At 65.1% G+C, this 21,167-nt stretch carries 21 protein-coding genes; 14 read left to right on the plus strand and 7 right to left on the minus strand.

Annotated elements, in window-relative coordinates:
• Positions 1-90: 90 nt before the first annotated feature.
• The 4 genes from metK to ACX1DW_RS19025 form a co-directional block, all read right to left on the minus strand.
• Entirely contained in the window at positions 91-1,281 is a 1,191-nt protein-coding gene (gene metK, locus ACX1DW_RS19010) for a methionine adenosyltransferase (protein ID WP_125872061.1), read from the minus strand.
• 14 nt (positions 1,282-1,295) lie between these two features.
• Complete coding sequence (locus ACX1DW_RS19015; protein WP_458992142.1) at positions 1,296-2,297, minus strand: ArsR/SmtB family transcription factor; 1,002 nt, start codon at positions 2,295-2,297, stop codon at positions 1,296-1,298.
• Positions 2,298-2,379: 82 nt separating this feature from the next.
• Positions 2,380-2,982, minus strand: a complete 603-nt coding sequence (locus ACX1DW_RS19020) for a LysE family translocator (protein WP_133455407.1) — start codon at positions 2,980-2,982, stop codon at positions 2,380-2,382.
• Positions 2,979-3,875 carry a TauD/TfdA family dioxygenase gene (locus ACX1DW_RS19025; protein WP_110778856.1) on the minus strand — a complete coding sequence of 299 codons (897 nt, stop codon included), beginning with the start codon at positions 3,873-3,875 and terminating at the stop codon, positions 2,979-2,981. Before ACX1DW_RS19025 ends, ACX1DW_RS19020 begins: the two co-directional genes overlap by 4 nt.
• 143 nt (positions 3,876-4,018) lie before the next feature.
• Here ACX1DW_RS19025 and ACX1DW_RS19030 point away from each other — a divergent pair, with 143 nt between their 5' ends.
• The 7 genes from ACX1DW_RS19030 (at position 4,019) to fba (ending at position 11,316) form a co-directional block, all read left to right on the plus strand.
• On the plus strand, positions 4,019-4,957 hold the full coding sequence (locus ACX1DW_RS19030; RefSeq protein WP_011914928.1) for a LysR substrate-binding domain-containing protein: 939 nt from the start codon (positions 4,019-4,021) through the stop codon (positions 4,955-4,957).
• A gap of 96 nt (positions 4,958-5,053) precedes the next feature.
• Positions 5,054-7,051: a transketolase gene (gene tkt, locus ACX1DW_RS19035; RefSeq protein ID WP_208216937.1), complete on the plus strand. Its 1,998-nt coding sequence runs from the start codon at positions 5,054-5,056 to the stop codon at positions 7,049-7,051.
• 106 nt (positions 7,052-7,157) lie between these two features.
• A complete protein-coding gene (gene epd / locus ACX1DW_RS19040) occupies positions 7,158-8,204 on the plus strand; it encodes an erythrose-4-phosphate dehydrogenase (RefSeq protein ID WP_133455409.1) in 1,047 nt (348 codons plus the stop codon).
• Positions 8,205-8,253: 49 nt separating this feature from the next.
• Entirely contained in the window at positions 8,254-9,414 is a 1,161-nt protein-coding gene (locus ACX1DW_RS19045) for a phosphoglycerate kinase (protein WP_102838867.1), read from the plus strand.
• A gap of 115 nt (positions 9,415-9,529) precedes the next feature.
• Positions 9,530-9,724, plus strand: a complete 195-nt coding sequence (locus tag ACX1DW_RS19050) for a hypothetical protein (RefSeq protein ID WP_458992143.1) — start codon at positions 9,530-9,532, stop codon at positions 9,722-9,724.
• 16 nt (positions 9,725-9,740) lie between these two features.
• On the plus strand, positions 9,741-10,076 hold the full coding sequence (locus ACX1DW_RS19055) for an MliC family protein (RefSeq protein ID WP_133455412.1): 336 nt from the start codon (positions 9,741-9,743) through the stop codon (positions 10,074-10,076).
• Between the two features lie 175 nt (positions 10,077-10,251).
• Positions 10,252-11,316: a class II fructose-bisphosphate aldolase gene (gene fba, locus ACX1DW_RS19060; RefSeq protein ID WP_133455413.1), complete on the plus strand. Its 1,065-nt coding sequence runs from the start codon at positions 10,252-10,254 to the stop codon at positions 11,314-11,316.
• A gap of 61 nt (positions 11,317-11,377) precedes the next feature.
• Here the strand turns inward: fba and ACX1DW_RS19065 are convergent, their stop codons facing one another.
• The gene (locus ACX1DW_RS19065; protein WP_063540730.1) at positions 11,378-11,758 is read right to left on the minus strand and encodes a response regulator; all 381 of its coding nucleotides are present in this window, start codon (positions 11,756-11,758) and stop codon (positions 11,378-11,380) included.
• 294 nt (positions 11,759-12,052) lie between these two features.
• On the opposite strand from ACX1DW_RS19065, the gene ACX1DW_RS19070 reads away from it, so the two are divergent.
• The 6 genes from ACX1DW_RS19070 to ACX1DW_RS19095 all read left to right on the plus strand — a co-directional run bounded on the left by ACX1DW_RS19070 (position 12,053) and on the right by ACX1DW_RS19095 (position 16,841).
• A complete protein-coding gene (locus ACX1DW_RS19070; protein ID WP_458992144.1) occupies positions 12,053-12,667 on the plus strand; it encodes a class I SAM-dependent methyltransferase in 615 nt (204 codons plus the stop codon).
• 177 nt (positions 12,668-12,844) lie between these two features.
• Entirely contained in the window at positions 12,845-13,123 is a 279-nt protein-coding gene (locus tag ACX1DW_RS19075) for a DUF3509 domain-containing protein (protein ID WP_063540732.1), read from the plus strand.
• Positions 13,124-13,211: 88 nt separating this feature from the next.
• Positions 13,212-13,685, plus strand: a complete 474-nt coding sequence (locus tag ACX1DW_RS19080; RefSeq protein WP_063540733.1) for a hemerythrin domain-containing protein — start codon at positions 13,212-13,214, stop codon at positions 13,683-13,685.
• Positions 13,686-13,900: 215 nt separating this feature from the next.
• Complete coding sequence (locus tag ACX1DW_RS19085) at positions 13,901-16,147, plus strand: putative bifunctional diguanylate cyclase/phosphodiesterase (protein ID WP_458992145.1); 2,247 nt, start codon at positions 13,901-13,903, stop codon at positions 16,145-16,147.
• Between the two features lie 131 nt (positions 16,148-16,278).
• Entirely contained in the window at positions 16,279-16,596 is a 318-nt protein-coding gene (locus tag ACX1DW_RS19090) for a hypothetical protein (protein ID WP_125867196.1), read from the plus strand.
• Positions 16,597-16,658: 62 nt separating this feature from the next.
• Positions 16,659-16,841 carry a hypothetical protein gene (locus ACX1DW_RS19095; RefSeq protein WP_102838861.1) on the plus strand — a complete coding sequence of 61 codons (183 nt, stop codon included), beginning with the start codon at positions 16,659-16,661 and terminating at the stop codon, positions 16,839-16,841.
• Between the two features lie 28 nt (positions 16,842-16,869).
• Here ACX1DW_RS19095 and ACX1DW_RS19100 read toward each other — a convergent pair whose 3' ends face one another.
• Complete coding sequence (locus tag ACX1DW_RS19100) at positions 16,870-18,054, minus strand: BaiN/RdsA family NAD(P)/FAD-dependent oxidoreductase (protein ID WP_458992146.1); 1,185 nt, start codon at positions 18,052-18,054, stop codon at positions 16,870-16,872.
• 135 nt (positions 18,055-18,189) lie between these two features.
• Between ACX1DW_RS19100 and ACX1DW_RS19105 the strand changes: the two genes are divergently transcribed.
• Entirely contained in the window at positions 18,190-18,954 is a 765-nt protein-coding gene (locus tag ACX1DW_RS19105; RefSeq protein WP_458992147.1) for a substrate-binding periplasmic protein, read from the plus strand.
• Here the strand turns inward: ACX1DW_RS19105 and yccS are convergent.
• Entirely contained in the window at positions 18,951-21,134 is a 2,184-nt protein-coding gene (gene yccS, locus ACX1DW_RS19110; RefSeq protein ID WP_458992148.1) for a YccS family putative transporter, read from the minus strand. The two genes, ACX1DW_RS19105 and yccS, sit on opposite strands and share 4 nt — an antisense overlap.
• Positions 21,135-21,167 lie beyond the last annotated feature (33 nt).

The raw sequence follows: 21,167 nt of genomic DNA on the forward strand, positions 1-21,167 counted from the left end.
GATGTCGGCGCCGGCGGTCGAAGTTCGGCAATGAAAAAAGCCCCGCACGGCATGGCCGGCGGGGCTTTGGCTGCTGCGTGGGTTGGTTAGTTACAACCCCGCTGCAGCACGCAGTGCGTCGGCCTTGTCGGTGCGCTCCCAGGTGAAGGCGGTGAAGGTGTCGGCACCCACCGTCATTTCGTAGGGATTGCGGCCGAAGTGGCCGTAGGCGGCGGTGGCGCGATACATCGGATGCAGCAGGTCGAGCATGCGAGTGATCGCGTAGGGGCGCAGGTCGAAGTGCTCGCGCACCAGGGCGATGATCTTCTCGTCGCTGAGCTTGCCGGTGCCGAAGGTGTTCAGCGAGATGGAGGTCGGCTGGGCCACGCCGATAGCGTAGGACACCTGGATCTCGCAGCGATCGGCGAGGCCGGCGGCGACGATGTTCTTCGCCACGTAGCGGCCGGCATAGGCGGCGCTGCGGTCGACCTTGGACGGGTCCTTGCCGGAGAAGGCGCCGCCGCCGTGGCGGGCCATGCCGCCGTAGGTATCGACGATGATCTTGCGACCGGTCAGGCCGCAGTCGCCGACCGGGCCGCCGATGACGAATTGGCCGGTCGGGTTGATGTGGTACTGGGTGTCCTTGTGCAGCAACTCTGCCGGCAGGCTGTGCTTGATGATCAGCTCCATCACCGCTTCGCGCAGGTCGCTCTGCTTGACGTCGGGGTTGTGCTGGGTCGACAGCACCACGGCATCGATACCGGCGACCTTGCCGTTCTCGTAGCGGCAGGTGACCTGGCTCTTGGCGTCCGGACGCAGCCACGGCAGCAGGCCGTTCTTGCGTGCCTCGGCCTGGCGCTCGACCAGGGCATGGGAGAAGCGGATCGGCGCCGGCATCAGCACGTCGGTCTCGTTGCTGGCGTAGCCGAACATCAGGCCCTGGTCGCCGGCACCCTGGTCTTCCGGCTTGGTGCGGTCGACGCCCTGGGCGATATCCACCGACTGCTTGCCGATGATGTTGATGATGCCGCAGGTGGCGCCGTCGAAACCGACTTCCGAGCTGTTGTAGCCGATGTCGACGATGACGTCGCGGACCAGCTGCTCCAGATCGACCCAGGCGCTGGTGGTCACTTCACCGGCGACGATGGCTACACCGGTCTTGACCAGGGTTTCGCAGGCCACGCGGGCGTGCTTGTCCTCGGCGATGATGGCGTCGAGCACCGCATCGGAGATCTGATCGGCGATCTTGTCCGGATGCCCTTCGGACACGGACTCGGAGGTGAAAATCGAGTATTCGCTCATCTATCGGTTTCCTATTACCGGTGGGTGAGTCGGTCGTCAGGAGCGGACCGGGAGAAGCACCGGGCCTGGATCTGAAAACCGTTTTTCAAGCCAATGTAGAGGCTCTCGCCGGGCGTGAGCCCCGCGGCATCGGCCCAACGGGCCAGATCGTCCTGTTCGAAGCCCAACCAGAGATCGCCGCAGGCCTCCCTGGCCCAACTCTGGTTGTGGCTGCACAGCTCCGTGACCAGCAGACTACCGCCTGCGTTCACCAGCCGTGCCAGTTGTTTCATCGCTTCGCCCGGCGCTGCCAGGTGATGCAGCACCATGTTCAACACCACACAGTCGGCTGGCCGGCAGTCGTCGTGCAGTGCGTCGGCGAGCTTCAGCTCGACGTTGTCGAGCCCCTCCTGTTCGCAGCGGGCACGCGCCAGGTCGAGCATGGCCGGGCTGTTGTCCAGCGCCACGACGCGGGCGAAGCGGCCGGCCAGTTCCGGCAGGAAGCTGCCGTCGCCGGGGCCGACTTCCAGCGCCGTGGCGCCGGCAGTGAAGTTCAGCGCGTCGAGCAGGGCCACCACGCTGTCGCGGTACTGCGGCAGGCCGGCGATCAGATCCTGGCGGGCCTGGAAGCTGTCGGCCATGCGCGCGAAGAAATCCTCGCTGGCGGCACTGCGCTGGGCGTGCACGGCGGCGATGCGCGCCTCGATCTCGCGCGGCAGCTCCAGGCGGTCCGCTTCTTCCAGCAGCGCCGCATGCAGCCTGCCGCCGAGGCTGTCGAGCTGCGGCAGGCTGCGCCGGTAGAACACGGCATTGCCTTCGCGGCGGGTCGCCAGCAGCCCGGCCTGGGTCAGCACCTTGAGGTGATGGCTCATTCCCGACTGGCCGGTGGCGAAGATCTGCGCCAGCTCCAGCACGCCGAACGAATCGCTGGCCAACGCGCGCAGCACGTTCAGCCGCAGCGCATCGCCGCCGGCCTTGCACAGGGCGGCGAGCTGGTCACTGGCGTCGTAACGGATCTGGGGAAAGCGCAGGCTCATAGGCCGCGAAGTCTAGTCGGACCGTTTTCACCCAGCAAGGGCAATATCAAAAAGTTTTGATATTGCCCTTGCTGGCGCAGGGTCAATGCAGCAGGCGGGACAGTCCGAGGGTGCAGGAAACCAGACCCAGGCCGATGAGGAAGTAGTTGGGCAGGATATCCAGCAGACGCTGGATCAGCCCTTCGCCTGCCAGGCGACGCGACAGCAGGCTATAGGTGAGCAGGATGCTCAGGTCGATGATTGCCCAGATCAGGATGAGCACTGTCGCCTGCGGCGCGAACGGCTGCGCGGGCAGGATGAAGCCGGGCAGAAAGGCGAGGAAAAACAGGATGTCCTTCGGGTTGGACAGGCCCACCGCCATGGCCCGCCAGAAATAGTGCGCTTCACTGCGGGTTGGCGTGGCGGTGTCGCTGCGGCCGCCGCACAGGCCGTCGCAGCCGAGCCAGATAAGGTAGAGCCCGCCAAGGATCTGGCCGGCCTCGAGCACGATCGGTTGCAGGTCCAGCGCCAGGTAGATCATCACCAGCGCGGCGATCATCAGTACCTGGGCCGATACCACGCCACCGAGAATCGTCCACAGCGGCCAGCGGCGGCGGGCGTCGGCCACCACCAGGGCGACGACGGGGCCGGGCGAGGCGATCAGCAGGGCAACGGCGGCGGCAAAGGCGAGGTAGGTGGCGTTCATAGTTCGGTCACCAGGCCGAAGACCCGGCTGCGGTTGCCCAGGCGCTCGGTGTAGAAGTTCGGATTGGAAATGGCGAATGCCCGCTGTATCCAGCGGTCGCTGCCGTCGAAGCGGGCGCTGAACGGGCTGCGCGCATGGGCGGTGCGGCGATTGTCGATGATCAGCAGGTCGCCACGATTCAGCCGTACCGGCTCGACCACGTCCCAGGCGATGCTGCGCAGTTTGTCCAGCAGCTGCTGGGCACGGTTGCTGAAGGCCTGCATGAAGTGTGGGTCGAAGCGGAAGAACGGCGCATCCGGATCACCGTAGAGCACCGTCTGATGGCGATTGATGTCGATGCGCTGGTTCTTCGAAGTCGGTCCGTAGTCGGAGAGGAAGTTGTATGGCTCGGTGAGAAAGAATGCCTGCTCCTCGAAGGTCAGGCGCTGCAGGATGCGCTCGATCGAGGCGATGTAGGTCACCGCTTCGGCTGCCGGGTCCTGGCGCAGGCAGAGCAGAACCAGATGATCGGGCAGGACGGCATGGAAGGCGTTTTCCGTGTGCAGGTCCAGTTCGGTGTCGAAACTGTCGGAGGTGGCCGCCCGCGACAGCGCCTGTTGCGGGAAGAAATTGTTGACGATGCAGCCGTCGGACTCCTGGGTGTAGCCGATCGGCTCGCCGAGCAGGGCGGTCGCCTGCAGCAGCAGGCGTTCGCTGCTGTCGTCCGGTTTGCGAATGTCCTCGCGGCTGACGGGCGTGGGCGGGATATCGCCGATCGGCAGGTTTTCCAGCAGCAGGAAGCCTTGCTTGTTGCCGAACAGGCGGAAGTTGATGATCTGACCGATCTGCTCATGGCGCAGTGCCCCTTGTGCCACCGCGTTGGCCAGAAGCCGCTCGTAATGATCGTTTTGCATGCGTCGTTCCCTGAGTTTTATTGTTGCTGGGCGATGACAGGCGGTGGCCCGGTATTGGCCTTGAGCCTTGTGCTGGCGCAGTATTGGCGGCGGCGAATGCGATGAAAAACGGAAAAAACGAGGAGGAAGCATGAGTGAAAGTCATGCATGACGGAGCGGCTGAATCGCTGCGCATGCCGCCGCTCTATGCCCTACGGGCCTTCGAGGCGGCGGCGCGTTTCGGCTCCTTCACCCAGGCGGCGCAGAGCCTGTTCATCACGCAGAGCGCGATCAGTCGGCATGTGAAGACGTTGGAAGAGCACCTCGGCTGCCAGTTGTTCGAACGCCACGGTCCGCGGCTGCTCCTGACCGATGCCGGTCGTTTGCTGGCGCAGGAGCTGAGGGTCGGGTTTCGGACCATCGAGAATGCCTGCGTCGCGGTTACCCGACAGCGCGGCGCGTTGCGTCTCAAGGCGCCCTCGACGCTGACCATGCGCTGGCTGCTCGCCACGCTGGAAGGCTTCCAGGTGGCCAACCCGCAGAACCGCGTGCAGCTGACCAGCGCCTGGATGGACCTGGACGCCGTGGACTTCCACAGCGAGCCGTTCGACTGCGCGATCCTGCTCGGCAATGGCGGCTTTCCCGCCGACTGGCGCCGGGTCAAGCTATTCGATGAGTGGCTGGTGCCGGTCTGTGCGCCCGAGCTGCTCGGGGCCGCGCCGTGGAGCACACAGCAGCTGGCGCAGGCCGAGCTGATCCATCCGTCGCGCGACTGCCGTGACTGGCGGCGCTGGCTGCAGCGCACCGGGCGGGCGGATGAGGTCGCCTGGCAGCAGGGCAAGCTGTTCGACACCCTGGAGCTGGGCATCTCCGCCGCTGCCCAGGGGCATGGCGTGTCGATCGGTGATCTGGCGTTGGTCGGCGCCGAGCTGCAACGCGGCAGCCTGGTGCTGCCGTTCGGGCAGGCGGTCAAATCCGGCGACAGCTACTACCTGGTCTGGCCGGCCGGCGACAACGAGTCTTCCACCTTGACGCGCATGCGCGACTATCTGCTCGAGCACCTGCCGGATGTCACCGGGCAGGGCATCGAGCTGTTGGATTGACGGTGCTTGCCAGGCCATTCAGTCATTGCCCCGGCCACCCTCGGTAGGGGAAAATGGCCGCCTTTTTCCAGGTACACCCCCGCAGGAGATTCAGCGATGCCCAGCCGTCGTGAGCGAGCCAATGCCATCCGCGCACTCAGCATGGATGCCGTGCAGAAAGCCAACAGCGGCCATCCCGGTGCCCCCATGGGCATGGCGGACATCGCCGAAGTGCTCTGGCGCGACCACCTGAAGCACAGCCCGACCAACCCGCAGTGGGCCGACCGCGACCGCTTCGTGCTGTCCAACGGCCATGGCTCGATGCTGATCTACTCGCTGCTGCACCTGACCGGCTACGATCTGTCCATCGATGACCTGAAGAACTTCCGCCAGCTGCACAGCAAGACCCCGGGCCACCCGGAGTTCGGCTACACCGCCGGCGTCGAGACCACCACCGGCCCGCTGGGTCAGGGTCTGGCCAACGCGGTCGGCTTCGCCCTGGCGGAGAAGGTCATGGCCGCGCAGTTCAACCGCCCCGGCCACGAGATCGTCGACCACAACACCTACGTGTTCCTCGGCGACGGCTGCATGATGGAAGGCATCAGCCACGAGGTCTGCTCGCTGGCCGGTACCTTGGCGCTGAACAAGCTGATCGCCTTCTACGATGACAACGGCATCTCCATCGATGGCGAGGTGCATGGCTGGTTCACCGACGACACCCCGCGCCGCTTCGAGGCCTACGGCTGGCAGGTGATCCGCAATGTCGACGGCCATGACGCCGACGAGATTCAGATGGCGCTGGAAACCGCGCGCAAGAGCGACCAGCCGACACTGATCTGCTGCAAGACCATCATCGGCTTCGGCTCTCCGAACAAGCAGGGCAAGGAAGAGTCCCACGGCGCTGCCCTGGGCGATGCCGAAATCGCCCTGACCCGCGAAGCGCTGGGCTGGAACCACCCGCCGTTCGAAATCCCCGCCGAGATCTACGCCGAGTGGGATGCCAAGCAGAAGGGCGCCGATGCGGAAAACGAGTGGAACAAGCGCTTCGCTGCCTACGAGACCGAATTCCCAGCACTGGCCGCTGAATTCAAACGCCGCATGGCCGGCGAGCTGCCGGCCGACTTCGCCGAGAAGGCCAGCGAGTTCATCCGTGAAGTCGCCACCAAGGGCGAGACCATCGCCAGCCGCAAGGCCAGCCAGAACTGCCTGAACGCCTTCGGCCCGCTGCTGCCGGAGCTGCTTGGCGGCTCGGCGGACCTGGCCGGCTCCAACCTGACCCTGTGGAAGGGCTGCAAGCCGGTGGTGGCCGAGGATGCTTCGGGCAACTACATGTATTACGGCGTGCGCGAGTTCGGCATGGCCGCGATCATGAACGGCGTCGCCCTGCACGGCGGCCTGATCCCCTACGGCGCGACCTTCCTGATGTTCATGGAATACGCACGCAACGCCGTGCGCATGTCGGCGCTGATGAAGCAGCGGGTGATCTACGTGTTCACCCACGACTCCATCGGCCTCGGCGAAGACGGCCCGACCCACCAGCCGGTCGAGCAGCTGGTCGCCCTGCGCACCACGCCGAACCTGGATACCTGGCGTCCGGCCGACACGGTCGAGTCCGCGGTGGCCTGGAAGCACGCGGTCGAGCGCAAGGACGGTCCGAGCGCGCTGATCTTCTCGCGGCAGAACCTGCCGTTCCATGTGCGCGACAATGAAACCGAAGCGGCCATCGCCCGCGGCGGCTACATCCTGAAGAACTGCGCCGGCGAGCCGGAGCTGATCCTGATCGCCACCGGTTCGGAAGTCAGCCTGGCGGTGCAGGCTGCCGACAAGCTGACCGAGCAGGGCCGCAAGGTGCGCGTCGTCTCGATGCCCTGCACCAGCGTGTTCGACGCCCAGGACGCGGCCTACAAGCAGCAGGTACTGCCGGTGGAAGTCGGTGCGCGCATCGCCATCGAGGCGGCCCATGCGGACTACTGGTACAAGTACGTCGGTCTCGACGGCCGCATCATCGGCATGACCACCTACGGCGAGTCGGCTCCGGCCGGTCAGCTGTTCGAGGAATTCGGCTTCACCGTCGACAACATCCTCTCGGTGGCCGAAGAGCTGCTGGAAGACTGAATCGAGCGGCGGTGGATGACTCTGGTCATCCACCCTACGTCACGCCACCTTGCGTAGGGTGGAAAACCCGCGCAGCGGTTTTCCACCGCCAGGACCGACGACTCCCATGGCCAATGCCCGTCCCTATCGCGTCGCCCTCAACGGTTACGGCCGCATCGGTCGCTGCGTGCTGCGTGCCTTCTATGAGCGCGGCGCTGCCTTCGATTTCCAGTTCGTTGCCCTCAACGACCTGGCCGACATGGCCAGCCTGGAATACCTCACCCGCTTCGATTCCACTCATGGTCGTTTCCCCGGCGAAGTGGGCGTGGACGGCGATTGCCTGCATCTGAACGGGCACTGCGTGAAGGTGCTGCGCGAGTCGACCCCGGAAGCTATCGATTGGCGCGCGCTCGACGTCGATCTGGTGCTGGAGTGCTCCGGCGCGTATACCAGCCGTGCCGATGGCGAGCGCTTCATTGCGGCGGGTGTGCCGCGGGTACTGTTTTCCCAACCGATGGCCAGTGCGGCGGATGTCGACGCCACGGTGGTCATGGGCATCAATCAGGGGCAGCTGACGGGTTCCGAGCGGCTGGTGTCCAACGCTTCCTGCACCACCAACTGCGGTGTGCCGTTGCTCAAGCTGCTCAACGATGCGGTGGGCATCGAGTTCGCCTCGATCACCACCATCCACTCGGCGATGAACGACCAGCCGGTGATCGACGCCTACCATCACGATGACCTGCGCCGCACCCGCTCGGCCTTCCAGTCGGTGATTCCGGTGTCCACCGGCCTGGCAAAAGGCATCGAACGCCTGCTGCCGGAACTCTCCGGGCGGATTCAGGCCAAAGCCGTGCGGGTGCCGACGGTGAACGTCTCCTGCCTGGACATCACGCTGCAGACGGCGCGCGATACCGATGCGCAGACCATCAACAAGGTGCTGCGCGAGGCTGCCGAAAGCGGCCCGTTGCAGGGGTTGCTGGCCTACACGGAGTTGCCGCATGCCAGTTGCGACTTCAACCACGACCCGCATTCGGCGATCGTCGACGGCAGCCTGACCCGTGCCTCCGGCCCGCGCCTGGTGAACCTGCTGGCCTGGTTCGACAACGAATGGGGGTTCGCCAACCGCATGCTCGACGTCACCGACCATTACCTGCGCGTGGCCCATCGCCCGTAGCGGCACGCGCTTGCAACATCGCTGCTTCTCGACCTTAAGGAAGACCAACATGACCGTTTTGAAGATGACCGATCTCGACCTCCAGGGTAAGCGCGTGCTGATCCGCGAGGACCTCAACGTGCCGGTGAAGGATGGCGCGGTGAAGAGCGATGCGCGCATCCTGGCTTCGTTGCCGACCATCAAGCTGGCGCTGGAAAAAGGCGCCGCGGTGCTGGTCTGCTCGCACCTGGGCCGTCCGGAAGAGGGCGTCTACAGTGAGGAAGACAGCCTCAAGCCGGTCGCCGACTACCTCTCCAAGGCCCTCGGCCGTGAGGTGCCGCTGGTCAAGGATTACCTGGACGGTGTCGAGGTCAAGCCGGGTGAGCTGGTCCTGCTGGAGAACGTGCGCTTCAACAAGGGCGAGAAGAAGAACACCGACGAGCTGGCGCAGCAGTACGCTGCCCTCTGCGACGTCTTCGTCATGGACGCCTTCGGCACCGCCCACCGTGCCCAAGGCTCGACTCATGGCGTGGCCAAGTTCGCCAAGGTCGCCTGTGCCGGCCCGCTGCTGGCCGCCGAGCTGGACGCGCTGGGCAAGGCGCTGGACAAGCCGCAGCGGCCGATGGTGGCCATCGTCGCCGGCTCCAAGGTATCGACCAAGCTCGACGTGTTGACCTCGCTGGCCGACATCTGCGACCAGCTGATCGTCGGCGGCGGCATCGCCAACACCTTCCTCGCCGCGGCCGGCTACAAGGTCGGCAAGTCGCTGCACGAGGCCGATTTGATCGACACCGCCAAGGCCATCGCGGCCAAGGTCGCCGTGCCGCTGCCAGTGGATGTGGTGGTCGCCAAGGAGTTCGCCGAGAGCGCCGAGGCCACGGTCAAGGCCATCGCCGACGTCGCCGACGACGACATGATCCTGGACATCGGGCCGAAGACCGCAGCCATGTTCGGCGAGATGCTCAAGGCTTCGCAGACCATTCTGTGGAACGGTCCGGTGGGCGTGTTCGAGTTCGACCAGTTCGGCAACGGCACCAAGGTGCTGGCCCAGGCCATCGCCCAGAGCCCGGCGTTCTCCATCGCCGGCGGTGGCGACACCCTGGCGGCCATCGACAAGTACGGTGTGGCCGAGCAGATCTCCTACATTTCCACCGGTGGCGGCGCTTTCCTCGAGTTCGTCGAGGGCAAGGTGCTGCCGGCGGTCGAGGTGCTGGAACAGCGCGCCAGCTGATACCGATCGGGCAGCCAGTGTCGTCCTCGGTACTGGCTGCCCGCTGATGCAAGCGGCAACCCCGGCGGCTCGCCGTGGTCTTTGTTCTTATCGGAACAAGGAAAGGGGATTCGCCATGCGCTACATCGCTGTTGCCGTTTGTTTCCTGGGCCTGGCCGGTTGCGCCGGCAATTCACCGGATACCGCCTGTCAGGTGCTCGACCCGCCGCCGGTGCTTGGCCCGACCGCCGAACACGACCAGCGCGTTGAGATGCAGGCCACCGGCGATCCGACTGTCGCCCAGGGTGGTCTGCAGGACTGCCCCGACTGACTCCCAAGGAGATGGAATGAACAAAGGCTTGCCCATGCTGCTCGCCGGGCTGCTGCTCGGCGGCTGCGGGCACTGGCAGTCCGGCCCGGACGCACCGTTCGTGCGCTGGAAGTGCCAGAGCCAGCAGCACATCGCCTGGCGCTATGCCAATGCCGAACGCAACGTCATCGATCTGAAGATCGGCGACAGCGAGCGGATTCATACATTGCGCAAGGAACCTGCAACGCATGGCACTTTCTATAGCGATGGCGTAGTTGCCTTCCATGACAAGGGCAACCAGGCGCTGGTGTATCGCGTCGCCGATGACAAGGTGCTGGCCCACGGCTGCAGCGCATCGCTCATCAGCCTCTAGGCGACACGTTGCGAACGCCTCGCGGCTGCGAGGCACCAATTGAAAGCTGGCGGGACGCTGGCATTTGTCGCTCCCGCCTCTACAATGCCGCGCCCAGCGTGCGGCGCTTGAACAGCGTCGGCCACTGCGGCAGGCTCTACACGATCAAACGACCCAGACCGGGAGAAAGGAAAACATGGCACTCATCAGCATGCGCCAGATGCTCGACCACGCCGCCGAGTTCGGCTACGGCGTGCCGGCCTTCAACGTCAACAACCTCGAGCAGATGCGCGCCATCATGGAAGCGGCCGACAAGACCGATTCCCCGGTGATCGTCCAGGCTTCCGCCGGTGCGCGCAAATACGCCGGTGCGCCGTTCCTGCGTCATCTGATCCTGGCGGCGATCGAAGAATTCCCGCACATCCCGGTGTGCATGCACCAGGACCACGGCACCAGCCCGGACGTCTGCCAGCGTTCGATCCAGCTCGGCTTCTCCTCGGTGATGATGGACGGCTCGCTGCGCGAAGACGGCAAGACCCCGGCCGACTATGACTACAACGTGCGCGTCACCCAGCAGACCGTGGCTTTCGCCCATGCCTGCGGCGTTTCCGTGGAAGGTGAGCTGGGTTGCCTGGGCAGCCTGGAAACCGGCATGGCCGGTGAGGAAGATGGCGTTGGCGCCGAGGGCGTTCTCGATCACAGCCAGCTGCTGACCGATCCGGAAGAGGCTGCCGACTTCGTCGCCAAGACCAAGGTCGACGCCCTGGCCATCGCCATCGGCACCAGCCACGGCGCCTACAAGTTCACCAAGCCGCCGACCGGCGACACGCTGTCGATCCAGCGCATCAAGGAAATCCATGCGCGCATCCCGGACACCCATCTGGTGATGCACGGTTCCTCGTCGGTGCCGCAGGAGTGGCTGAAGATCATCAACGAGTACGGCGGCGAGATCGGCGAAACCTACGGCGTACCGGTCGAGGAGATCGTCGAGGGCATCAAGTACGGCGTGCGCAAGGTCAACATCGATACCGACCTGCGTCTGGCCTCCACCGGCGCGATCCGCGAGTTCCTGGCGAAGAACCCCAGCGAGTTCGACCCGCGCAAGTACCTGGCCAAGACCGTCGCCGCCATGCGCGACATCTGCATCGCCCGCTACGAAGCCTTCGGCACTGCCGGCAATGCCAGCAAGATCAAGCCGATCTCGCTGGAAGGCATGTTCCAGCGCTATGCCAATGGCGAGCTGGATCCGAAGATCAACTGATCGCTCGGACATGAAAAAGCCCGCTGATGCGGGCTTTTTCGTTTCTGCGCGCCGGCAGTACTCAGCTGGCGAGCAGCTCCTGGATCTGGCAGCGCAGCGTATCCAGCGCGAAGGGCTTGGCCAGCACTGGCGCCGAGCGGGCGATGGGGCTGCCGGATTCGTAGATCTCGATGGGGTAGCCGCTGATGAAGATCACCTTGAGCTCTGGTCGCAGCTTGAGCGCGGGCTCGGCGATCATTACCCCCGAGACGTTGCCCGGCAGGCGGAAGTCGGTGACCAGCAGATCCAGATGTGGCTTGGTCGCCAGGATTTCGAAAGCCTTGGGCGCACTGTCCGCTTCCAGCACCTGATAGCCCTCTCCGGCCAGATAATCCGAGAGCAGGCTGAGGATATGCGGCTCGTCTTCGACGAGCAGTACGATTTTTGGCAGGGCGTGATTCATGGTGGGTCTCGATGTTGCGTTACGTGCTGCATGCCCGCCCGTAGCAAGGAGCCGGACAGGGTTTCGACAGGTTACGCGCTGCAAGTTTCAGTCCTGCGGCTGAACGGTCGTCGTGTCGGCTGCCGCTGTGCGCTGGTGCACGCTTGCGATCATACTCGACGCTTTCAGCACTGCGCTCAATGTCGACCTTAGCCGGGGGCGCCTAGCCGGGGGCGCCCAGCTGGGAGCGTGTGGGCTGGCTCGCGGCGCCCAGCCGCGCTAGGGTTGCCCTTGATCATTCTTGCAGGAGAGACCATGAGCGACCCGTGGAGCGCGGCACAGCGCACGCTCGATCATTACCGAAGCAATGCACAGGCCTTTCGAGAGGGCACGCGCGAACATGACGTCAGCCAGAACATTGATGCCCTTCTGCGTCACATTCGGGCCGAGCCTCCCCTGCGCATCCTTGATCTCGGTTGCGGTCCTGGGCGCGATCTCAGGGCTTTCAAGGCGCGAGGGCATGTAGCCGTAGGACTGGATGGCACAGAGGCATTCGTCGACATGGCCCGCGCCGAGAGCGGCTGTGAGGTCTGGCAGCAAGACCTCTTGCAGCTGCAGCTGCCGTCAACGTCGTTCGACGGTGTATTCGCCAACGCGGTGCTGTTTCATGTGCCCAGCAGTGAGCTACCTCGGGTGCTGGCGCAGCTGCACGACACCCTGAGGCCGGACGGGGTGTTGTTCTGTTCCAATCCGCGCGGTCACAACGAGGAAGGATGGAGCGGCGACCGCTACGGCGTCTGGTACGACTGGCCTGCCTGGCGCCAGCGGGTGCTGGCTGCCGGTTTCACCGAGCTGGAACACTACTATCGTCCGGCCGGCTTGCCGCGTGCCCAGCAGCCCTGGCTGGCGAGCGTCTGGCGCAAGGCTTAGCGGTAGCGCAGGCCGCAGAATGCAAGCTGCGTCACACTTCATGTTGCGTTTTGCACGGTCGGATGAAATGTGAGTTTTACTTAACTCATTGTTTTATAAGAATAAAAATAATAACCCGCGATTGGCACGAACGCTGCTCCCGTAATGTTCGCTGGAACTTTACTGGAGTACAGAACAATGACCGCTGCACAACAATTCCTCACTGCCGCTTTCCCTGAGTTCGAAGTACTCACCGAGCCACGCCCGGATGGCGGCTTGCTGCTGACCCTGCGCAACGATGACCGCACGCTGGTCAAGCGAGCGCTGTCGAAGGGGCAGACCCAGACGAAGATTCAACTGGAGTGGGTCGTCAGCTCGGTTCGCCGGGATCTGGCACTGGAGGCCGGGATGTCTCCATCCATCGCGCATCTGCAGAGCCAGAGCCGTACCGCACTGCCGACATACGAGTACGCCTGAGCCGTTACCGGCTGCCGCCCACGCCGCAGCCCTGCGAGCCGAACGTCGCGGTTCGGCTCCTTTGCCGTGAAGCTGAAGAGGACAACACATGAACGCCATTGACCTGCTGATTGAGGACCATGAGCGCGTGAAGGACCTGCTGACGCGCTTGACCGAGTCCACCGAGCGCGCCGTGAAGACGCGCACCGATCTGCTGAGCAAGCTGGAAATGGAAGTGACCATTCACACCCAGCTCGAAGAGCAGATCCTCTATCCGGCCTACAAGGAAGCGGGCGGCAAGGAAGAACTGAAGATGTTCCACGAGGCCAAGGAAGAGCATCGCGCCGTCGATTCGCTGGTGCTACCGGATCTCAAGGCCACCGACCCCGGAAGTGTGGAATTCTCCGGGCGCGCCAAGGTATGCAAGGAACTGCTCGAGCACCATATCGAGGAGGAGGAGTCGGAGATGTTCCCGCAGGCGCGAGAACTGTTCGATGCCAAGCGACTTGAGGAAATGGGTGAGCAGATGAGCCAGTTGCGCACCCGCTTGAAGAAGGAGATGGCTGGCAAGCAGGCCGCCTGATCCGTTCGCCTGGATACCGGGATCGCTCGGCCCGGTATCCCCGACCTCCTAGGTTCCGAGCGGACCTTCGTCTTTGCTGACGTGTATCAATAATGCGACGAAGCGTCGCTGCGACCCTTGATGGCTTTATGGCATCACTTGGCGCGCTCACCACACTCAGCTGGCTGTAAGCCTGGTGTGGAAGTGTGGTTGCGCCAGCATCGACAGGGGCGGGCATGGAAGACGAGCTGAGGTCACTGCTGCATCGGGTTGGTCTGGGACTCGATCAGATCCTGACGCGCAAGCGTTTTCTACAATGGCAGACCGCTGATGCGCTACGCCTGAATCGGCTCGCCGCGGAGCTTGAGCCGGCTCATCACGCCTTCATCGAGCGGCTCTATACGCATCTCGCCACGTTCGGCCAGCCAACGGTCATGCAGAACGATGGGGTCGGCCTGGCACGTCTCAAGCAGCGTCAGCAGGAGTACTACCGGCGACTCTGGAACGGCCCGTACGAACGTGACTACGTTCGCGACCGCCTGTTGGTCGGCCTGGTGCACCAGCGCGTCGGTGTCGATCTGGAATGGTATCTCGGTGCTTACCGGCTGTACCTGTCGGACATGCTGCGGGCCCTGCTGGGCGAAGGCGAGCAGCAGGCGGCCTATGACAGCCTGCTGAAGATCGTCTTCTTCGACATGATTCTGGCCATCGACACCTACAGCGCCGCTCAGCGGCACGCGGTGGAAGACAGCGAGGCGCGTCTGACCCGCGCCTTGCGTGGCTCCGAAGACGGCATCTGGGAATGGGACATCGAGCATGACCAGCTGCACCTGTCCGAGCGCTGGACCGCCATGCTGGAAATGCCGTCGCAGCCCGACTACACCAGCCGCGACTGGTTCGGACGGGTGCATCCAGACGACTTGCCGGGCCTGCGCGAGGCCATCGCCGATCATCTCAACGGACACGCCGCCTCGCTGACCCACGAGTACCGGGTGCGCACCGAACGCGGTGAGTACCTCTGGGTGCTGCTGCGCGGCGTCGCCGAGCGCTGCGAGCTGGGCACGCTGCGCCTGGCCGGTTCGCAGACTGACATCAGCGCACGCAAGGCGGCAGAGGAATGCCTGCGGCATGCGGCGCGCCATGATTCGCTGACCGGGCTGGCCAACCGCCTGCACCTGGAAGAGCTGCTCAAGGAGGTTCAGCAACGCCCGCATGGGCGTGCCGCCGCATTGCTCTTCGTCGATCTGGACCGTTTCAAGCTGATCAATGACAGCCTCGGACATGGCGCCGGCGACAAGGTGCTGGTCGAAGTGGCGCAGCGGTTGCTGCGCTGCCTGCGGCCGGGCGATCACCTGGCGCGTTTCGGCGGTGACGAATTTGTCGCCCTGCTCGGCGACCTGGCCTGCGAAGCCGACGCCGAGCGGGTTGCCCAGCGCATGCTGATTGCCCTGCGCGAGCCGCTGCAGCTGGGCGAGCGCACCCTGTCGGTCAGCGCCAGCATCGGCATCGCGCCGTTGCAGCGCGACGGGCAGGCACTCAATGCTTTGCAGGCGGCGGATCTGGCGCTGTACCGGGCCAAGAGCGCCGGCAAGGACCAGTTCGCCCTGTTCTGCGATGGTCTGCACAGCAAGGCGGCTCGCCAGCTGGAACTCGAAAGCGCATTGGCGCAGGCGCTGACCCGCGGCGAATTCACCTTGCACTTTCAGCCGATCTGCCGGGTGGTGGGCGATCAACCCTATCTGCTTGGCGTCGAGGCACTGTTGCGCTGGCGCTTCAATGACAAGGCGGTGGCGCCCAACGAATTCATTCCGGTACTGGAGGAGTCGCGCGAGATCGTCCGGGTCGGAGAGTGGGTGCTGCGCGAAGCCTGCCGGCAGGTCCGCCGCTGGCAGCAGGCGGGACAGCCTCTGCTCTACTGCGCGGTCAATCTGTCGATACGTCAGCTGCAGCAGGTTGATTTCGCCGAGCTGCTGGCGCGCGTACTGCAAGAAACCGGGCTGCCGCCGCAGAGTCTGCTGCTGGAGATCACCGAAACGCTGCTGATGCACGACAGCGAGATGATGCTCAGTTGTCTGCGCGAGATCGCGGCGCTGGGCGTGCGTCTGGCGCTGGACGATTTCGGCACCGGCTACTGTTCGCTCGGCTACCTGAAGCGCTACCCCCTGCATGTTCTGAAAGTCGATCGCAGCTTCATTGCCGCGGCGCCGGCAGATACCGATTCGGTGGCGATCAGCCGGGCGATCATCGGGCTCGGCCAGAGCCTGGGCCTTGCGGTGGTCGCCGAGGGCGTGGAGCGGTGCGAGCAGGTGGTCTTTCTCGGCGCCGAGGGTTGTCCGACGATCCAGGGCTACTGGCTCAGCCCGCCGCGCCCGGCGGCGGAGTTGCAGCGGCTGTTCGACGGCGAGCGGTGTCTGGACGGCCTGTGGAGCCTGCGGCGTCCGGCAGCAGCGGAGCGCCTGTCAACTGAGGTCCTGCCGGGCTGATCGAGCTGCGCTGCGGATAACCGACCAGGCGGGCAGGGCACTCTTGCGCCAAGACAGGGTCAACCTTCTGTGAATCTGACGATTCAAGCGATTGCCGGCCACCCGCCGGTTCACCCTGAAGGAGGTTAATCATGCGTCTTAGCTATCTGCTGCCCCCCGTGCTCGGACTTCTGCTGGTAGGTTGCGGTCCGGATGAAGACCGCGAGCGCGAGCCGACTCCGCCGCCGGCGACTACCGAGCAGCCTGCCGCGCCTTCCACCAACACCACCACGCCGCCCGCGGACACCGGCACTGGTACCGGTACTGGCACCGCACCAAGCACCGGAACTGGCACCGGCACCGGCACTTCCGGCGGCATGGCAACCCCGCCGGCCGACAACGGCAGCGGGCTGGGCACCGAGTCCGGTTCGGGCACCGCACCGAGCACTGGCACCGGCACTTCCCAGTAACCGCCGCGCATCTGATCCAGGCGCCTCCGCATATGCGGGGGTGCCCTCAACCGGAGACGAAGATGAAGCCGATACATGCGTTGGCCGGCGCGCTGGCTGCCCTCACATTGCTGGGCTGCTCGCCGGACGATGAAAGATCTGCCTATGACAACAACACCCGCAACCAGCAGGAATATCAGAACACCGCGACCGACCCGGCGGGGCCGCGGGAGATTTCGCCACCCTCCAACCGGACCAACGAGTAATCCGGGCGGCCTGCTCCGGCAGCGTCCGCTAGACGAACTGGCCGGCGGCGTGGCCGGATGCCCAGGCCCACTGGAAGTTGAACCCGCCCAAGTGACCGGTAACGTCCAGTACCTCGCCGACGAAGTACAGCCCCGGCGACTTCTGCGATTCCATGGTCTTGGACGACACTTCGCGGGTATCCACCCCGCCCAGCGTGACTTCTGCCGTCCGGTAACCCTCAGTCCCCGCGGGTACCACCTGCCAGTCCACCAGTTTGTTCGCGATCGCCTCCAGCTCACTGAGCCCGTACTGCTTCAACGGTCGGGAGTCAAACCAGTGCTCGCACAGCAGCCCGGCCATCTTGCGCGTGAAGACTTCGCCGAGCAGCGTTTTCAGTTCGATGTTCGGCCGTTCCTGCTTCTGCGTCACCAGCCATTCGCCGAGCTCGAGATGCGGCAGCAGGTCGATATGCACCACGTCGCCTGGCTGCCAGAACGACGAGATCTGCAGGATCGCCGGGCCGGACAGGCCGCGATGGGTGAACAGGATGTTCTCGCGAAAGCTCTGCCCATTGCAGCTGACCAGACAGTCCTCCACCGAGGTGCCGGACAGTTCGCTACAGATGGTCTTGAGTTGCGGGTCGGTGATGGTGAATGGCACCAGCCCTGCGCGGGTCGGCAGCACGTTGTGGCCGAACTGGCGGGCGATCTGGTAGCCGAAGCCGCTGGCGCCGAGGGTCGGGATCGACAGCCCGCCAGTGGCGATCACCAGCGACTGGCAGCGCACCGCGCCGATGCCGGTCTGCAGCGCATACCCCTGATCGAGCCGCTCGATCGCCGTCACAGCGGTGTCCAGGCGCAGATCCACGCCGGCCTGCGCGCATTCGTCCAGCAGCATCTCGAGGATGTCGCTGGACTTGTTATCGCAGAACAGCTGGCCGAGCTTCTTCTCGTGATAAGGCACGCCGTGACGGCTGACCATCTCGATGAAGTCCCATTGGGTGTAGCGCGCCAGGGCAGACTTGCAGAAGTGCGGGTTGCTGGAAAGGAAGTTGGCCGGCTCGGTATAGAGGTTGGTGAAGTTGCAGCGCCCGCCGCCGGACATGAGGATCTTCTTGCCCGCCTTATTGGCGTGGTCCAGCAGCAGCACCTGGCGGCCGCGCGCGGCGGCGGTGAATGCACACATCAGGCCGGCGGCGCCGGCGCCGATTACCACCACGTCAGTCTGCACCACTGTGTTACCTCGCCGGAAAACGCGCGATGGTACTCCGCTCGCGGTTTCGCTGCAGCCAGGCATCCGACGAGGCGCCGACGTCAATCGACCTGCGTTGTGTTCTGATGAGCTGATAGCGCTTTGCCAGAGGGGCGGGTGGGCGTGATGGCCATGCGACGATTGATCGGACTGATGCTGCTGCTGGCAAGCGCTTCGCTGCCGGCCGAAGTGCTTCGTCTGGCCGGCAACGTCTGGCCGCCCTATACGGACAAGAGCCTGCCCGGCGAAGGGCTGTCCGTCGAGCTGATCCGTACCGCGCTGGAACGCGGGGGCTACCGGGTCGAGTACATCGAGGTGCCCTGGGAGCGCGCCCTGTTCGGCCTGCGCAGCGGCAGCTACGACATGGTCAATGGCTGGCCGACGCTCAAGCGCGTCGACTACACGCTGAGCTCCCGCCCCTTTCTGATCAACCGGATGCGCTGGGTCCAGCGACGCGGAAGCGACTTTCGCTATGACGGCCTCGATAGTCTGATCGGCCACCCGATCGCCTTGAGCCGGGGCTACATGTACAGCGACGAGCTGGACGACAACGCGCGGTTGCAAAAGGGCTACGCTGCCAGTTTCGTCCAGGCGGCGGCGATGGTGCTTGCCGGCCGTGTCGACCTGACGCTGGAGGACGAGCGCACCGTGCTGTTCCATCTCGAGCGCGAGCTGGGCCATGAGCGGGATGAACTCTCCTTCGTCCCCGGTGAGTTCAGGCGGGCCGGGCTGTCCTTGGTGGTGCGCAGCGACCACCCGCAGGCGACCGACATCGTGGCGACCTTCGAGCGCGAGATCGCCGCGATGGTCGAGGACGGCAGCTACGCGGCGATCTTTCGCCGCCACGGCATGCCCGCCCCGGAAGCTTTGCCCCGGTACTAGCGCTGCGCCGGCTGCTGCTTGATCAGGTGCGCGGCCATGCTGCGCAGCGGCGCCAGCTGACGGCAGATCAGCCCGAGCTGGGTCTGCACCAGGCGATGGGCATCGTCCATCTCCTCCGGAGTCTGTTCGAGCTGCTGCGCCAGCGCTTCTTCCTCTTCGCTGTAGATGGCCACCGGCTTGTTCTGTGCCAGCGCCGTGGCCAGGTCGTCGAGGCTCGCCGCCAGCTGCTCCGCGGCGCGCTCGAGCAGCGCATCGCTGGCATCGTCAGGCAGGCTTTCGCGATGGGCGCCGAGGCCGGACAGGTAGTTCAGCAGGGTGTGCGAGAGGATCAGAAAGCGAAAGCCGGTCTCGGCATCCTTGCGGAAGTGCCCGGGCTCCAGAAGCATGTTGGAGAGGGTGGTCGACAGCGCGGCATCGGCGTTGTGGGCGTTGCGTCGGGCCAGGCGGTAGGCCAGGTCGTCGTGCTTGCCGCTGTCGTACTGGCGCATGATCTGGCGCAGGTAGTCGCTGTTGCAGCTGAGGGTGTTGGCGACCACCTGGTTCAGACGTCGGCCCTGCCAGTCCGGCAGGATCAGGAATACCGCAGCGGCGGCGATCAGGCTGCCGAGCAGGGTATCGAACAGCCGCGGCCAGATCAGCCCGTAGCCATCGCCGACCTGGTTGAAGCAGAACAGCACCATCAGCGTGATCGCGGCCGTGGCCAGGGTGTAGCGCGTGCTGCGGGTGGCGAAGAACACCACTCCGGCGACCACGGCGAACAGTGCCTGCACCGGCTGGCTGGGGAACAGATCGAACAGCGCCCAGCCGACCACCAGGCCGAGCACGGTGCCGCTGATCCGCTGCACCAGCTTGATCCGGGTGGCGCCATAGTTGGGTTGGCAGACGAATACGGTGGTCAGCAGCACCCAGTAGCCCTGCTCGGGGTGGATGGCGTGCAGCGCGGCGTAACCCGCGACCAGGGCGATGGCCATGCGCAAGGCGTGGCGGAACAGCAGGGACGTCGGCGTCAGCTGCAGGCGGATGCGGTTGAATGCCTCGCGCAGCGTCTGCGGCTGGCGATCCAGCAGGCTGCTGTCCTGCGTGCCTTCCAGCGCGGCGGGGTCGCTGGCACTGGCGAGCTGGCGCTGCAGGGTGGAGAGGTTGCTCGACAGCGCACGCAGCGAGCGCAGCAGGCCGCGCCAGGCCGGGTTGTTCTGCTCGCGCAGGTGCTCCAACGACGCTTGCAGGTCCTCCAGTGCCTGCCCATTGGCCTCGCTGTAGCGAAACGTCTGGCGCAGCTGGATGGCCTCGCCGAGTTCGCTGCAGGCGCTGGCCTGCAGACGCAGCAGGCGCTGACAGCGAAACAGCACGTCGCTGTGGAAGAAGGCTTCGGCGAGGGCCTGGTAAGGGTAGTGCGAAGAGCTGACTCGCTCGTGCAGGTCCTGGGCGAGGAAGTAAAGCTTCAGGTAGTGATTGATCTTGCTGCCGGGGCGGCCACTGCCCAGGCGGTGCAGCAGGGTTTCCTTGGCCGCATTCAGGGCGCTGACCACCCGGCCGTTCTGCTGCGCCAGCTCGAGCCGGCGCTGTTCGACGTCCAGCTGGCGCACCGGCTCGAACAGCGCGGCCTTGTAGCGGAAGTACAGGCCCAGCTCGCGATACAACCGCGCCAGGCTCTGCTGCACCGGCTGGTGCGCGAACAGCGCGTTCCAGCATACCGACAGCAGGCCATACCAGGCGGCGCCGGCCACCAGCAGCAGTGGGTCGCGCCAGAACTGCTGCAGCTCGCCGTTGCGCTGGTCGGCGGCGATCATGCTGTAGATGGAGAGGATCAGCGTGGCCTGGGCGATCGCGCCGTAGCGTTCGCCAAGCGCACCGAGCATGACCAGGGCGAAGGTGGACAACGCCAGGCCGGCGACGAACAGCCACGGATAGGGAAACAGCAACTCGACGGCGATCGCGGCGATGCTGAAGCACAGCAGGGTCACCAGCAGCGCGCTGAGCCGGCCCAGCCAGCTGTCGTCGGTCTCCGCCAGGGCGCTGGCGATGATGCCGAGGAACAGCGGGATGATCAGCGACGGCTGTCCGAGGTACCAGCTCAGGCCCATGCTGCCCGCCATGGCGATCAGCACGCGCAGGCTGTAGCCGAACTTCTCCAGCGCCCAGAGGCGCCGCAGTGACTGGCTGAACGAGGGTTGCGGCATCTATCGGTCCATCAAGGTGGCAGCGGATTGGAC

Source organism: Stutzerimonas sp. KH-1, from assembly GCF_054483855.1.

Excerpts from the sequence above, each read along its gene's own strand:
- epd (WP_133455409.1), top strand. The coding sequence starts at position 7,158 with ATGGCCAATGCCCGTCCCTATCGCGTCGCCCTCAACGGTTACGGCCGC.
- ACX1DW_RS19045 (WP_102838867.1), top strand. The coding sequence starts at position 8,254 with ATGACCGTTTTGAAGATGACCGATCTCGACCTCCAGGGTAAGCGCGTG.
- ACX1DW_RS19095 (WP_102838861.1), top strand. The coding sequence starts at position 16,659 with ATGAAGCCGATACATGCGTTGGCCGGCGCGCTGGCTGCCCTCACATTG.
- yccS (WP_458992148.1), bottom strand. The coding sequence starts at position 21,134 with ATGCCGCAACCCTCGTTCAGCCAGTCACTGCGGCGCCTCTGGGCGCTG.
- ACX1DW_RS19070 (WP_458992144.1), top strand. The coding sequence starts at position 12,053 with ATGAGCGACCCGTGGAGCGCGGCACAGCGCACGCTCGATCATTACCGA.
- tkt (WP_208216937.1), top strand. The coding sequence starts at position 5,054 with ATGCCCAGCCGTCGTGAGCGAGCCAATGCCATCCGCGCACTCAGCATG.
- ACX1DW_RS19080 (WP_063540733.1), top strand. The coding sequence starts at position 13,212 with ATGAACGCCATTGACCTGCTGATTGAGGACCATGAGCGCGTGAAGGAC.
- ACX1DW_RS19030 (WP_011914928.1), top strand. The coding sequence starts at position 4,019 with ATGCATGACGGAGCGGCTGAATCGCTGCGCATGCCGCCGCTCTATGCC.
- ACX1DW_RS19020 (WP_133455407.1), bottom strand. The coding sequence starts at position 2,982 with ATGAACGCCACCTACCTCGCCTTTGCCGCCGCCGTTGCCCTGCTGATC.
- ACX1DW_RS19085 (WP_458992145.1), top strand. The coding sequence starts at position 13,901 with ATGGAAGACGAGCTGAGGTCACTGCTGCATCGGGTTGGTCTGGGACTC.
- ACX1DW_RS19015 (WP_458992142.1), bottom strand. The coding sequence starts at position 2,297 with ATGAGCCTGCGCTTTCCCCAGATCCGTTACGACGCCAGTGACCAGCTC.
- fba (WP_133455413.1), top strand. The coding sequence starts at position 10,252 with ATGGCACTCATCAGCATGCGCCAGATGCTCGACCACGCCGCCGAGTTC.
- ACX1DW_RS19050 (WP_458992143.1), top strand. The coding sequence starts at position 9,530 with ATGCGCTACATCGCTGTTGCCGTTTGTTTCCTGGGCCTGGCCGGTTGC.
- ACX1DW_RS19090 (WP_125867196.1), top strand. The coding sequence starts at position 16,279 with ATGCGTCTTAGCTATCTGCTGCCCCCCGTGCTCGGACTTCTGCTGGTA.
- metK (WP_125872061.1), bottom strand. The coding sequence starts at position 1,281 with ATGAGCGAATACTCGATTTTCACCTCCGAGTCCGTGTCCGAAGGGCAT.
- ACX1DW_RS19055 (WP_133455412.1), top strand. The coding sequence starts at position 9,741 with ATGAACAAAGGCTTGCCCATGCTGCTCGCCGGGCTGCTGCTCGGCGGC.
- ACX1DW_RS19065 (WP_063540730.1), bottom strand. The coding sequence starts at position 11,758 with ATGAATCACGCCCTGCCAAAAATCGTACTGCTCGTCGAAGACGAGCCG.
- ACX1DW_RS19025 (WP_110778856.1), bottom strand. The coding sequence starts at position 3,875 with ATGCAAAACGATCATTACGAGCGGCTTCTGGCCAACGCGGTGGCACAA.
- ACX1DW_RS19075 (WP_063540732.1), top strand. The coding sequence starts at position 12,845 with ATGACCGCTGCACAACAATTCCTCACTGCCGCTTTCCCTGAGTTCGAA.